Below are 14,526 nucleotides of genomic sequence, written 5' to 3' on the forward strand. Positions count from 1 at the left end.
TTTTTACGCGATTAAATGAAGTTATTTTTATAAAATAAAAGTAGTATATTGTCATTTTATGGTATTCTGTTAGAGAGATTATCTATTCGGAGGTAAACCCGTGCTCATTCTTTTTAGTTTGTTAGTGATCGGTGCAGCAGTACTCGGCCTTCCCCAGGTGAAAGGAAGAATTGGAGAGGGCTGGGTGAAGTTTTTCTTGAGCAAGCTGGATCCTGAACGCTACTTTCTTCTGCATGATATCCTTCTGCCTGGCCACAATGGAAAAACGACTCAAATCGATCATATCGTCGTGTCACCGTATGGAATTTTTGTGATAGAAACCAAGAATTATAATGGCTGGATCTTTGGCAGTGAAAAGAGCAAGAAGTGGACACAGCAGATTTATAGAAACAAGCAGCAGTTCCAGAATCCCATACATCAGAACCACGGCCACATCGAAGCGATCAAATATGTCTTAGGAGAGCAGGTGAAGCTCCCCTATGTCTCCATCATCGCCTTTAATTCAAGGGCAGATTTGAAAAAAATCAACATCTCGTCGCCAGACATTCATGTCACCTATGACACAAGAATAAAGAAAACAATAGAACTCTACCAAAATAAAAGAAATTCCACACCTTACGCAAAAGCAGTACATGACCGCTTGAAATCAGCAGCAATTGAAGGCAAAGAAGCAGTCAAAAGCCACGTCACCCAGATAAAAAAAGACCAAAAACAAATTAAACTAAAAGTACATAATAATGTCTGTCCAAAATGTGATGGGAAACTTCTTGAAAGAAGAGGAAGGCATGGCCGATTTAAAGGGTGTTCGAATTATCCTAAGTGCCGGTATACTGCGTAAATGAAGAGGCTGGGACACAACTATAGTCAGACCTATAAAAGCCGAATAGTGTAAGTTACCGAAACAAAAATGTCGACCTGCGCATCATTCGTACCGTTGATGACCGAAGTTGCCCCTACATCGGTCGCGCCGCACATAATTTGGGGCGCTCCCGTCCGAAGTTTTCGCCACTTCGGTCACCCCGGGCATTTTTTGGGCTGCTCCCGTCCGAAGTTCCCGCTACATCGGTCACCCTGCGCATTTTTGGGGCTGCTGTTGACCGAAGTTCCCGCCACATCGGTCGTCCCGCGCATTTTGGGGACCGCTCCCGTCCGAAGTTACGGCTACATCGGTCACCCCGGCCTAATTTGTAATTTTGAATGCCATGTTCCCTCATTCTATTTTTAATAGAGGGAGCTTTGTTGCAGGCGGCCGATCTACTGGGGGACTAGGCGTAGTCTAGGTCCAGCGCACAATCCCTAAATCAGGTTTTAGTACTTGGACTAGCAAAATAGAGGGAAAAATTCCCCTTATTTACTGAAAAGCACCAAAAACAGCTTAAATAGAGGGAGAAATTCCCCTTATTTAACTCAAGATACTAGAAAATTGGTGATTTTTTTGAAATAAGGGGAAAAACTCCCGCTATTCACCAACAAAATGAGTCCAAATTTGCAAATAAGGGGAAAAACTCCCCTTATTTTTCATTAACGATTTCGCTTTTCTAATAGATTGCTGCTCTTAAATGGAACCCGCCAAAGCCGCTGGCATAGACCGGATCACAACCGCCCTATACGAAGCAGGCTGACAACATGGAATTAATCTTCACAGAACTAGCTAAAATATAATTTTGAAACACACCAACAACCAACACCGTCTAAACCATGAATACATAAACACACCACAGAAAAAGGGGGGAGCAGCGGGTTTGGAAGATAGAATTAAAATCTTAGAAGACTTGATTGATGAACATGAAGCATCAGTCACGAAGCTGGCTTTTACCTATGTAAAAGATTGGTCAACCGCTCAAGATATCGCTCAGGAAGTATTCATCAGCGTATTCAATGGGCTGGAGACCTTTCAACATAATTCGGCCTATAAAACCTGGATATATCGAATTACCGTCAATAAATGCAAGGATATGCTGGGCTCCGCCTACTTCAGAAGAAACGTTCTAACAGAATCAGTGGCGCGTATTTTTAAGGGAAGCGAAGCCGACACGGCCGACAAAGTCATCCGGATGGAAGAGATGAAAGGAATTTCAAGGGATGTCTTCTCGCTGCCGGAAAAATACAGAGAAATCATCATTCTTTACTATTATGAGGAATTGACAACAGAGGAGATAAGCGAATTGCTGGACATCGGTTCATCCACCATCAGAACCAGGCTGGCAAGGGCCCGCCATAAACTCCAATCGCTAAGCAAAAGGAGGGATCAGGTTGAACAGAGACCCGCTGAAAAATTTAAAAGCTGAATTGGATGAAGAAGTATTTCACAAGCAGAAGTTAAAAAGCAGGAAAGACGCCATTTTAAAAGAAGCGCGTGAAGGGATGACAAATTCTCAGAAGAAAAGGCCAAAGTGGGCTCCTGTTATAGCAGCACTGGCCATTCCGTTGATAGGGTTTTTACTGATTGGACCTGTGCTTCTGGAACAATTCCCCCGTTTATTGGACACAAACCCCGAGGAAGTGACAGAACCCTCAAAGAAAAAGATTGAAGAGACACCGAAAGCCAGCGAGATCAAAAAAGTTTATTCCTCGTTATGGGAGCAAGAAAGGCTGAACTTTAGAGCTATGTATTTACTCGCGGACTTCAAGGTGGATGGAAAGGAATATAGCATCGATACAGGAGTTGAATACAGAAGTGATGGAATCCCCAGTATCAATCAGCAAAACACTAACAATGACTCCCGGGTCATACTGGAAGACAACCTTTTATATTATAAAGAAATCGATAAGCCTGCAACCGTTACAGCTATTCCTGCTCCATCAGCCTATCTGAAGGCAGACCATGAACCTATCATTATGTCTTATCCTTATTATCCCGCTAAGCTTCCAGAGGATATTGCGAGTAATCAATACACCTGGAAAATCATTGAGGAGGGGGAACACGGGATAATAGTCAGTGGACTTACAGATAACAAGAAGCTCAGTTTGAAGGAGTTTAAGGCAAAAATCCATCCAGAAACCGGCATCCTGCTGAGTTTTGAAGGGAAGAATCAAAAAGGAGATAAAGCGATAGAATGGAAGGACAGGAAATTCCACTATAATGAAGTTTCTTTAGGGATCAGTGATTCTAACCAAATGTTTCTTCAGTATGAAATGAGTAGAGACCAAAACCTTACCCCAATCCTGAAAGAATTGCTTTCTGGAGAAAATGATGAGTGGAAAAATGTTATAAGCTCAATTGGCCTGGATACTTCAAATGAAGTGGCCCCCATTAATGTAAATGTAAAATTGAATAGAAAAATTAGTAGAAAAGAAGAAGAACAAACAGCCCGGAAAATAGCAGTGGCTTTGCAGAATAATAATGAATCCCCGATAGCACAGTACGTCGATTTCGAAATCAACTTCTACAACCCTGAAGCTGAGAAGGCCTATCGGAAAGCTTACTCAAATTCAATACTGCAGCAAAACGAAGACCGATATGACGAAGACGGAAACCCTAAAATGGAATGGATCGACATCAAATAATTTAAAAGAGGGACAGTCCCTCTTCGCCCTTTAAAGCACTAAAAACAAAACCCCCCATTCCTTTAAAAGGAACAGGGGGTTTTTATTGATTAGATTAATGTGTTAACTGCTTCTTCCTTCTTCTCAAGAAGATCATGCCTGCCGCTGCAGCTGCCATGATGATTCCTAAAGTAAGGTATAGGTAGTAAGCTGTACCTGTGTCAGGAAGATTGGAGCCTAGTTTGTCCTTGGCTTGGTTGTCTTCCTGGCTTGAATCGGTGTCACGCTGATCGGAACCGCCATCATTCTTATCAGTGGAATCCTGATCAGATCCGCTGCCAGTATCGGTATCCTCGTTGTCTTTTTCATCTTGATCATCTGCTGGGTCCTGAGGGGTTTGGCCATTTCCATTATCTTTTCCATCGCCATTTCCGCCCTCATTGTCACTTCCGTCAGAAGGATTTTCAGCATCATCATTTCCTTCGTCATTGTCACTTCCGTCAGAAGGATTTTCAGCATCATCATTTCCTTCGTCATTGTCACTTCCGTCAGAAGGATTTTCTGAATCATCATTTCCTCCGTCATTGTCACTTCCGTCAGAAGGATTTTCTGAATCATCATTTCCTCCGTCATTGTCATTTCCGTCTGAAGGATTTTCAGGCTCATCATTTCCTCCGCCTTCAGAAGGGTCTTCAGGATCGACAGGAGTTTCTTCCTCATCCTCGCCCTTCGTGAATGTCCAAATATCAGAAACGACTCCTCCAGTGAATTGGTCTTGAGCTGTTACATACCAGGAATAGGTTTCGTTTTCCTCCAACCCTTCCCATACCGTTTCAGCAGTGCCGCCGCTTTCAACGGCTTCCTGTTCACCAATCACCGTATCGGTATAAACGTTCACAGAGAAATAATCGGTAGCAACACGTTTTTCTTCCAGAGAGAGGTCCATAGGCATGATAACTTCATCCTTGCCTGGGAACTCAGTAGGATCATAGAAATTGTAATCATCAAGATATGGTGAGTATGTGTTAATCATCACTCTGTCGTTGTCCTGATCGAAATGCATCAGCTTCAGGTAACCCTGGCCGCCTTCAGGTCCGCCTTGGTAATCGCCAAGCATCTGATACACTTCGCGGTCTGCTGTTCCGTCTCCATTATCATCAATCTCACTGACAAGTGTCTCGGAATCATGATAGTGACCGCTCAATACGGCAACAACATTTTCATTAGGCTCTACGACTTTGTTATAAATCCTGTTGCCAAGCGGGCTGCGATTCCCGGATACGAGTAGATACTCATGGAAATTCAGGATCGCTTTGCGGTTAGGGTGTTCTTGCAGGACTTGGTTCATCCAATCAAGATCTTCATCTTGCACGCCCCAGCCCATATAAAGCATGATGAAATCGTTTCCTTCAGAGGAAATCAAATCATAATGTCCCCTGTTGTTCTTATACGTACCGCCATAGTGGTCTTCATTTTCATAACGGTCTGCACCGAACCACTTATAGAATTCGGTATAGTCATTTGTCAATTGATTGACATCGTGGTTTCCTGCCAGCACTCCGTAAGGGATATTGCTGTCTTCAAGAGTACCCATATATTCGTCGGCATACTGCCATTGCTCGACTTTATCGGCTTCATCGACAAGATCCCCAGTGTGGAAGACGTACTTGATTTTCATTTCTTCCTTCATCTGTGCAATCCATTTTGTCTGCTGATCAAAAATGTATGGATAGCTCTCTGCGTAATATTGAGTATCCGACATCCAAACGAATGTGTAATCATACTCTTCAGGAGAACTTGGGATTTCATCTTGAACCAATACGTTGATCTTTGAATCTTTCATATATTCACCAATAGTGATATTTGATTTCAACTCAAAGTCCTCTGTACCGGCAATCTTGTAAGTCTGCAGAATCCATTTCTCTTTGGCATGGTTCCATGCATACATGGAAACCTTTCTTCCTTCAAGAGACTGTCCTTTCCAAAGAAGTTCTACACTGTCATTCTCATCCACTGAAGGATCCAGTGTCACATCAAAACGATGGTAAGGGAATCCTGTGGAGGAATCGGAAGTCAGATAGCTGCCATCTTCCTCGGAAACCATGGAAATCTCTTCATTTGTCAATGCTTCTTCGCCTGGAGGAGCCATCATGTTAGGCGGCTCAATATCCGCGACATTTTTATAAGCTTTCACGCTGCCAGCATTCTTCGCTGTATACTGATAACCTTCATAGAAGGAAACATCCATATCATCGCCGGTAGGGTCTGTTACTTTTACCTTCAACTTAGGATCACCATCTACAGGAGTGGAAGAACCGTCAGAAGGTGATACCAATTCTGGTTTGTCAGGGTTCTCGTTGTTTACAGAGAAATGAACCACCTTTTCCGATTGGTTACCTTCAGTATCAATAGCTGTTACTTTCAATACATGCTCTCCAGCTGCTAATTGAGAAGAAGATGTTTCATAAGGAACTGTAATTTCTTCTCCATCAAGCATCGCCTGGACAGATTCGACGCCAGCAATCTCATCAGTGGCATCTGCTTCGATTGTGAAAGCGCCTTTATAAGATTTACTGTCTTCGATATTGGTTGTGATTTCAGGTGCAGTATTATCCACTTGGACAACCGTTTGAATCTCTTCATCCTGATCTTGTGCTTTTACTGTATGGGCACCGTCAGCAACTGCAGTTGTATCCCAAGCGTAGGCTTTTGCCTGGGCATGCTCTTCTGTCAATGTAAAAGTAAAATCTTCGAAAGGACGAAACGTTCCGTCATCTCCCATATCATAGACTTTATCAGGATCATTTTTTTCTAAATCCCTGATGACCGTTCCGTCAGCCAGGATCAACCGGACGTTTCTCAGGTTGTAATCATCGCGGTTTTCCTCATCTTCACTCAGCTGGAACGGGGAAGCTTTATTACCTGCGCGCACAGTGATGATGTTTTCACCGACCTGCAGCCTGTCCGCTTCAACTGGAATCGTGAAGGTCTTCCAATACGTCAGCCAATCTTTATCCATAAGGTAAAGGATGTCATCGCCCATAGTAACCGCGTTTTGGAAATACGTATTCAATCCATTCGCTTCAAGGGCAATATAGGCTTCATTTTCCAAAGCATTATAGGCTTCGCTTTCAACCTCGGTGTCATCAATGAATAATTTTACATCTTGGGCAAAGTCTTCTTTGGATGTCCCTTTGATTACTTTTGTTCCTGAAACAATTTCTTGATCTTCCAGGTTCAAACGAAGAGTCGAGTCATCCAGATTATTTTTGATCTTAATCGTATAAAGATCGCTTTCCACTTCATTGAAACCGTCAGATACCATGAAGTAATATTCGAGACTGTTTTTTCCAATCAAGTCTGCTGCATAGATAGTATTATCATACAAGTTTGTCTCTTGATTAAGCGGGAGAAGCACTTCTTGAAAGTCGGTTTCACCGTTTGTGCGGTGGAAAAGTCTTACTGTTTTGACCTCAACATTATCAGTTGCTTCCGCCTCAATCAAAATATCTTCTGTGTGTTGTACTTCTGTAACACTTGTCCTGTTTTCAATATTCGGATTGACGGTGTCCTCTTCAATTTCAACAGGTGTGCCTGGCACTTGGAATGCTTCCACAGAACCAGGAGTGGCATCTTCAATACCGGCACTCACTTTCACTGATTGAGTAGAACCATCTTCCGGATACTTATAAAGGATCCCTTTATTAGGAGAAGTATCTTTAATTCCAGTCTGGTCATTGTAGTAAGAAACAGAAATTTCTTCTTTAGCATTTGTGGCTACGACCAATCCCCTCATTGCTCCGTTAGCCATACCATCGCTATAGATCCTGACAATTTCTTCATCTTCAACAAGGTTGGTTCCATAGTTTGCATTAAAATCAGTAACCGTCTTGTCTCCGTTTTGAGAGTTGATGATCCAGAAAACAACCGTTTCCTGTGAAGGGAGCACGAAGTCATCCGGCACGGAAGCCCATACGACATCGCCTGCGGGATCTGATCCATAGCGGTATTGAACCTTGTAATCTTTGAAGTTCATATCTTTATCGGTATTGTTATATACTTCTACAAATTCATAACCATCCGCACTGCCTGCATTCGTAGAATCTGGCACGATTTCTGTTACAAGGAACCTTGGAACCTCGCTGTAATCGACGTCTTTCTTATTCACTGTAACCTCATACTGTTCAGTTTCAATTGTAGAAGTCCCATCGGAAGCTTCAATGTAGTACGTAATAGTTGAACTTACGTCTGTCCCCGGTATTTCTGCAGAGTATCTGTTAAGATCCTCGGAGCTTGCTGACATGGCAAGGGACTTGAAGTCATCACTTTCTTCGTTCTTATAAAAAAGTGTTGCTGCAGGCACGGCCATGTTATCCGTAATACTTGCCTCAATGGCAAGCGGAGCAAAGGCATCTGCAGTTGTGACAGGTGTATGGTCGATCACAGGTGCTTCTTCATCAATGATTTCTTCAGCATCGATCGGTGTTGCCGGGACCTGTGCACCTGAAACGACTCCTGGAGTAGGAGAAGCAAGGACTTCAAGCTTGTCCATGGTTGTTCCAGATTCCGGGAAGATATACTGGATATCCCCACCGTCATTATCATTGTCGCTGCCCAGGTAGTCAGCGTAAACCATCTCGGCCCCTTTATTATCCCGTATGATCAGCGCACGGTTGCCGCCGTTTGCAAAGCCGGGGAAAATACTTGTAAAAGAGGTGAGTTCACCCTGGGATAGTGCTGTGCCGAACTGGTTGTTGAAATCTTCATTTGTATTTCCACCGTTGTTGAACCAGAATACCATAGAGTCCTGAGGCTCAATCGTTACTTCTGGAACTTGGAAAAGCAACTCGTTACCAGAATCAGTGTATTTGTAGACAAATGAATAGTTAATAGTAGAGATAGGTTGATTTGTATTGTTATAGAGCTCAAAGAATTCATAGTAATCTGTCCCGCCGCCGGCTGTATTCGGAGAAATTTCAGTGATCAAAAGCGGAAGGTCACTGTAGGTTTCTTCCGGAACATTTACTTCTATAGTATATTCTTCCGTCTTGCTTACAAGGCTGCCATCAGATGCTTCGATATAATAAGTGATATTGGCATCAGCAGCGGAAGCCGGAATTTCTGCAGTAAAACGGCTGGTATCTTCAGTATCCATTGCCATGTCAATAGAAGTGAAATCTGCATCAGCTTCATTTTTATAAAAAAGCTGTGCGGATGGAACGGCCATATTATCAGTGACCGATGCTTCAATTGAAATGGCTGTGAAGGCCTCGCTGTCGGTTACCGCAGTATGATTGATAACCGGTGCTTCCGTGTCCTCCGGCTTTTCATCAATGACAACCGGCTCAGTCGGAACCTGTGCAGGATCAAAGGCTCCAGGAGTAGAGGATGCCATTACAGCAAACTTTTCCATGGACGTACCTGTCATAGGGAAAAGGTATTGAATGACCGCCCCTGTGTTATCGGATTCACCTTTCAGATAGCTTGCAGAGACGACTTCGTTTCCTTCATTATCCTTAATGATCAGGCCTCGGTCTCCGCCATTGTAGAAACCAGTGAACCCAGATCCAGAAAACTCCTGGACTTGTCCTTCCGTCAGGTTCACTCCGAACTTGCTGTTAAAGTCAGCGAGCGGAAAATCCTGTGAATTAAACCAGAAAACCATGGTTTCCTGAGGAGCAACAGTTACACCAGGAACTTGAAGAATCGTATCTTTATCAGGGTCCCCGACATAATGATAAACAAATGAATAGTTTGCAAGATTCAATGCTTGTGTGGAATTATTATAAATCTCAAAATATTCATAGTGATCGTATCCCTGTGAATCAGGTGAGATTTCCGTGATAAGAATTTCACTTTCACTATACGTTTCCTCTGGCATACTAATTGAAATAACGGATGGTTCAGTGGCATCCGAAAGTCCTCCGGCTTCTGCCTCAATATAATAGGTGAGGTCAGCATCGGCTTCTGTGCCAGGGATGACAGCGGAAAAATAAGTCAGATCATCAGGATTCCCTGACATTGGCACGCTTGTATAATCTGCATCTTCTTTCTTTTTGTAAAATAAAGTCGCACTTGGGACAGCCATGTTATCTGAAACCACTGCTTCAATAGCAATATCCGTATATGGCTGGCTTTCCGTGATAGTTGTATGGCTTATGGCAGGAGCTTCCGTATCCTCAGGAATTTCGTCGAGAGTCACAGGAGCGGCAGGAACTTGGTCTGCACTCATAGTTCCTGGAGTTGGAGCAGCTAATACTTGTAACTTAGCCATCTCTGTTCCTGTTTCAGGGTAATTGTATTGTACAACGGTTCCATCGTTACCTGTTTCACCAGGAAGGTAGCCGGCTGAAACCACTTCAGTGCCAGTATTGTCCGTGATGATCAATTCACGGTTTCCGCCGTTAGCAAAGCCGGGGAAATTACTATGATTGAAGTCAATCACCTGGCTGCTTGTCAGTGACAAGCCAAACTTAGCATTGAAATCGGCAAGTGTTTTTTCACTTTTATTCCACCAGAAAACAAGCTTTTCCTGCGGCTGTATGACCGTTGCAGGTACCGAGAAAAGTTTGTCGGCATAACTTCCATCTGTATAAGTGTAAATAAAAGCATAGTTTGCAAGATTCAAAGGCTGGGTAGTATTGTTATAGAGCTCAAAGTACTCATAGTCATCCACTCCATCTGAATTAGGAGAGAGCTCTGTAATTAAAAGCTCAGGAAAACTCTCGTAATCTTCCGCAGGCTCATTCTCTACAGATGCTGCTTCTTGGTTGGCGTCAGGTGCAGCATCTTGTGGAGTCTCAGGAGCCTGTTCGGTTTCGTTTTTCTTTTCGACAGACTGGGTTTCTTCCGGAGAAGGCTCAGTTTCAGTTACGCTTGAAGGCTGCTCTTCCTGCACGGCAGCTTCAGGTTCTTGAACGGGTTCTGTCCCATCCGCTTCATTTGAATCAGCAGCAGGTTCGGAAATTGGCTGGGAACTTTCAGTCTCGGTGTCTGGAGACTGTTCATCCGTCTCAGCAGGTTGTTCACCACTGTCTTCCGGAACGGGTTGGGCTTCATTATCGGCAGTCTCGGATTGTTCATCCTTCACGGTCTCGGATTTAGGGACCGCTGTAACCGTCCCCTCCTCAGCAGAAACGCGAGATACCGTCGTCAAAAAGTTTGACAACACAATTGAAACCATACATACGTAGATGAATAGTTTCTTCAACGAGTTCTTCCATCTTCTCTTTTGCATAATATCCTCCTTTTTTATGATTCCATTCCATAATAGTTAGTAAATGTAATTTAGTTATTACTTAAATGTTAACTCAGGTAAAAAATGACACGAATTATGTCGAAATTTGTAAGAATATTTACACACCAAACTATTTCGTGTCTAGAAATAGATGGTTTTATTCTATGAATCTTCTACTTTAAAATTTACAATATTTATATTTTTTAATTTAAGTTGATATTAAATTTACATATATACACTACTATAAAACGTGTTAAACAAACTCAAGGGGGAAATGCAGTGAAGATGTTAGCACGTTTTACAAAAACACTTGTAATTTTAATGGGAGTAGCCATAATTATGCAGCCATTCCAAGCCAGTGCCCACTCCGGCTCTGTCGGATATTCGGAGATAACAGTTGAAGAGAATGTAATCGACTATGACCTTTATTTGCTTGCCGACCTGGTCGGAGGGCTGCTGGCTATAGATAAAGACCAGGATGGATATATGACAGAAGATGAACTCAATCATTCGAAGGATTCCATTAAAAAACTGATTGTGGATAACCTTCATATCACAAGTAACGGGGAAAAACCTGAAGTAACAGTAAAAGAAATTAAAACAGCCGAGCGGTGGAACTATTCCATGTTCAACATTGTCATGGAATTTGAGTTCGACAAGCCGGTTACAGAATACGCCATTCAGTATGAAATCTTTTTTGACGGAATCGACATGAACCACCAAAATTTTATGACTGTACAGCATGGCGGATCAGCCTCTGAACATGTCATCACAGCGAATAATAAAATGATAGAAGGCAAAATAGGAAGTAATGGGGAAGCAGCTGCTGAAACAGAATCGGAATCCGGTCATGCAGCAAATCAGGATGAAACTGAAGTTGCTCATGGACAAGAACATGAACATGAGCATGAACATGAAGAATCACGAGGATCAGAGACAGAAGAGCAAACAGAAGAAGCAGTATCAACAGATTCAGGCTCATCAGGTGATAACGGAAACGGTTCTACCGGTTTTGTTGACTATCTTGTACTTGGGATGACTCATATCTGGGGAGGAATCGACCACCTTCTCTTTATCGTGGGTCTCTTACTAATGAGAGGATCGGTTAAGGACTACATTAAAATCCTTACTGCATTCACGGTTGGACACAGCTTGACGCTTGGCCTGGCTGCCATGGAAATCTTCATCATCCCTGGAAGCATCATAGAACCACTCATCGCCCTAAGCATTGTATATGTCGCAATTGAAAACATATTAGCGAAGAAAAGAGGAGATGCCAGCTTCAAAGGGAGATGGATTGTGGTCCTTTTCTTTGGGTTGATCCATGGATTTGGATTTGCCGGATTCCTTGCAGGTAAACTTGAAGGCGCATTCGTGCTGCCATTGTTATCCTTCAACCTCGGAGTCGAAATCGGTCAAATTGTCGTTCTTGCAATACTGTTTCCTATCATCTGGTACATGAGGAAACTGCGTTACCAAACTCAAATCATGTACAGTGCCTCTGCACTTGTCAGTCTATTCGGCCTCTACTGGCTCATTGAACGATTAATTTAATTTTTCTCATAAAAAACCTTGAGGGACTGTTTACTTTATTGCTTTTACGCATAAGGTGGGCAGTCCCTCTTCGTGCTTAACAGTATTAGGTCGCAGAGTGGGTACATATCTAGGCCAAAATTGAGCGACTCATGTACCCAGAGCGGCCGAGTGGATACATAAGTAGGCCAAAATCGAGCGACTCTTGTATCCAGAGGGGCCGAGTGGGTACATGAGTAAGCCAAAATCAAGCTACTCATGTATCCAGAGCGGCCGAGTGGATACATAAGTAGACTAAAACCGAGCAACTCGTGTATCCAGGCAGGCCGAGTGGGTACATAAGTGAGCCAAAATCGAGCTACTCGTGTATTCAGGCAGGGAGAGTGGGTACATATCTAGGCCAAAATTGAGCCACTCGTGTATCCACCGCTGCCGAGTGAGTACATAAGTAAGCTAAAACTGAGCCACTCATGTAGCCATAGCGGTCGAGTGGATACATAAGTAAGCTAAAACCGAGCCACTCGTGTATCCAGGCAGGCCGAGTGGGTACATAAGAGAGCCAAAACCGAGCCACTCATTATCCAAACCCTCACCAAACGATCACATCCAATAGAAATAAGCACCCAAGAAACTATAAAAAGGAGAAACTTATCACTTAACACTTTAAAGCGCTAAAGCAAAACCCCAATAAAAAAGCCACAGACCATAGAATCTGGGATGAAGATTTACGTTTGCAATCAAACTAAAACTACTGTAATATTTGTAACAAAGCTATCACAGTATAGTAACACTATTATTCTATCTGAAATACTAAAAACCCCTCAAAATGGCGTCAAATCAACGTTTTTAAGTGTATATTTACACTTTCAACCCCATATATATTAGTAAAATTAACCAAAAAGTATAACTATCTGAATAATTTTAATTACTAAAATCTCTCAAACTCCAGTAGTATCTAAGGCTCATAGATTTTAACCCCTTCTGAGGGTTAATTTGGTAATTAAGTCGGAAAACTTTTCCACTTAAATTCCTTTTTTCCTGCGATACAATAGATTTCGTTATCAGCTTTCAAGCGAATCTGATAGCAAAAAATCTTGCAGAGAAACAAAGGAGAACTATACTATGAAAAAAACAATTATTGCTTTGTCAACTGCCGCAATGTTATCAACGGGGTTTTCAACATATACACAAGCAGCGAGTCACACAGTACAGTCAGGAGACACACTATCTCATCTGGCTAAAAGATATAGCGTATCAGTCAAGGACATTAAAAACTGGAACAACTTGAATTCAGATCTTATCTACGTAAACCAGAGCCTGGAAGTAGGCGGAAAATCTGCAGCACCTGCAAAAGCAAGCACAAGTGCCAAAACGTATGTAGTGAAAAGCGGAGACTACCTATCTAAGATTGGTAAAGCGTACGGCGTATCAGTCAGCAGCCTGAAAAGCTGGAATGGACTAAGCAGTGACATAATCCACCCTGGCCAAAAATTGAAAGTAAGTGCAAGCGGATCAGCTCCAGTAGCATCTGCGCCAGCTAAAACAACAACATCTGCTCCTTCACAAGGCGGCACATATACAGTTGTATCTGGTGACACACTGAGCCATATCGCTAAAAAACATGGTGTATCCGTTCAGCAAATCAAATCTAATAACGGTTTGAGCAGCGACCTTATCCGAGTTGGCCAAAAACTATCAATCTCTGGAAAATCAACAAACACAGCTAAAGCAGCACCTGCCAAGCAAGTTACAACGAAAGTAGCAAGCTCGTCAAACGACAGTGTAGGCGTAATAAATGAAGCGAAGAGACATCTGGGAACACCATATGTATGGGGTGGTTCTACTCCATCAGGATTTGACTGCAGTGGTTTCATTTACTATGTTTATAAGCAAGCAGGCATGAATGTAAGCAGAACAAGCGCACTTGGACTGTGGAACGAAACCACACGTGTGAGCAATCCACAGCCGGGAGATCTAGTATTCTTCAGCAATACTTATAAAGCAGGAATTTCTCACGTAGGAATCTACTTAGGCAATAATGAGTTCATTCACTCTGGCAACAGAGGCGTTGAAGTCACTTCCTTGAGCAACAGCTACTGGAAAACTAAAATCACAGGCTACACTAGCTATTAATATCCGACTCAAACCCTTCCCCGCCAGGAAGGGTTTTTCTATTTACTCCATAACTACCCCCTCCAAAACAACTTAAACCACTTTTTATATATTTTTTTAAAAAAAGCAAAAACTTTCGATATTAGTTGTAATTACTT

Annotated in this window: 6 protein-coding genes; 5 read left to right on the plus strand and 1 reads right to left on the minus strand. The window is 42.6% G+C overall.

The window, feature by feature from the left end; all coding sequences use genetic code 11:
* Positions 1-100 precede the first annotated feature (100 nt).
* The 3 genes from B9Z54_RS25675 (at position 101) to B9Z54_RS10385 (ending at position 3,507) form a co-directional block, all read left to right on the plus strand.
* Positions 101-838: an NERD domain-containing protein gene (locus B9Z54_RS25675; RefSeq protein WP_113928325.1), complete on the plus strand. Its 738-nt coding sequence runs from the start codon at positions 101-103 to the stop codon at positions 836-838.
* A gap of 904 nt (positions 839-1,742) precedes the next feature.
* Positions 1,743-2,288, plus strand: coding sequence for a sigma-70 family RNA polymerase sigma factor (locus B9Z54_RS10380; protein WP_162785167.1), 546 nt, complete (start codon positions 1,743-1,745; stop codon positions 2,286-2,288).
* Positions 2,254-3,507: a hypothetical protein gene (locus B9Z54_RS10385; protein WP_113928327.1), complete on the plus strand. Its 1,254-nt coding sequence runs from the start codon at positions 2,254-2,256 to the stop codon at positions 3,505-3,507. The genes B9Z54_RS10380 and B9Z54_RS10385 overlap by 35 nt, the downstream gene beginning before the upstream one ends.
* Before the next feature lie 94 nt (positions 3,508-3,601).
* Here B9Z54_RS10385 and B9Z54_RS10390 read toward each other — a convergent pair whose 3' ends face one another.
* On the minus strand, positions 3,602-10,723 hold the full coding sequence (locus B9Z54_RS10390) for a lamin tail domain-containing protein (protein WP_113928328.1): 7,122 nt from the start codon (positions 10,721-10,723) through the stop codon (positions 3,602-3,604).
* A 285-nt stretch (positions 10,724-11,008) separates the two neighbouring features.
* Here B9Z54_RS10390 and B9Z54_RS10395 point away from each other — a divergent pair, with 285 nt between their 5' ends.
* Both B9Z54_RS10395 and B9Z54_RS10400 read left to right on the plus strand, forming a co-directional pair.
* A complete protein-coding gene (locus B9Z54_RS10395) occupies positions 11,009-12,277 on the plus strand; it encodes a HupE/UreJ family protein (RefSeq protein ID WP_240189889.1) in 1,269 nt (422 codons plus the stop codon).
* 1,101 nt (positions 12,278-13,378) lie between these two features.
* Complete coding sequence (locus B9Z54_RS10400) at positions 13,379-14,389, plus strand: C40 family peptidase (RefSeq protein WP_113928330.1); 1,011 nt, start codon at positions 13,379-13,381, stop codon at positions 14,387-14,389.
* The last annotated feature ends 137 nt before the right edge of the window (positions 14,390-14,526 follow it).

Source organism: Bacillus sp. P14.5 (assembly GCF_003316765.1).
Lineage (GTDB): Bacteria > Bacillota > Bacilli > Bacillales > Bacillaceae_B > Rossellomorea.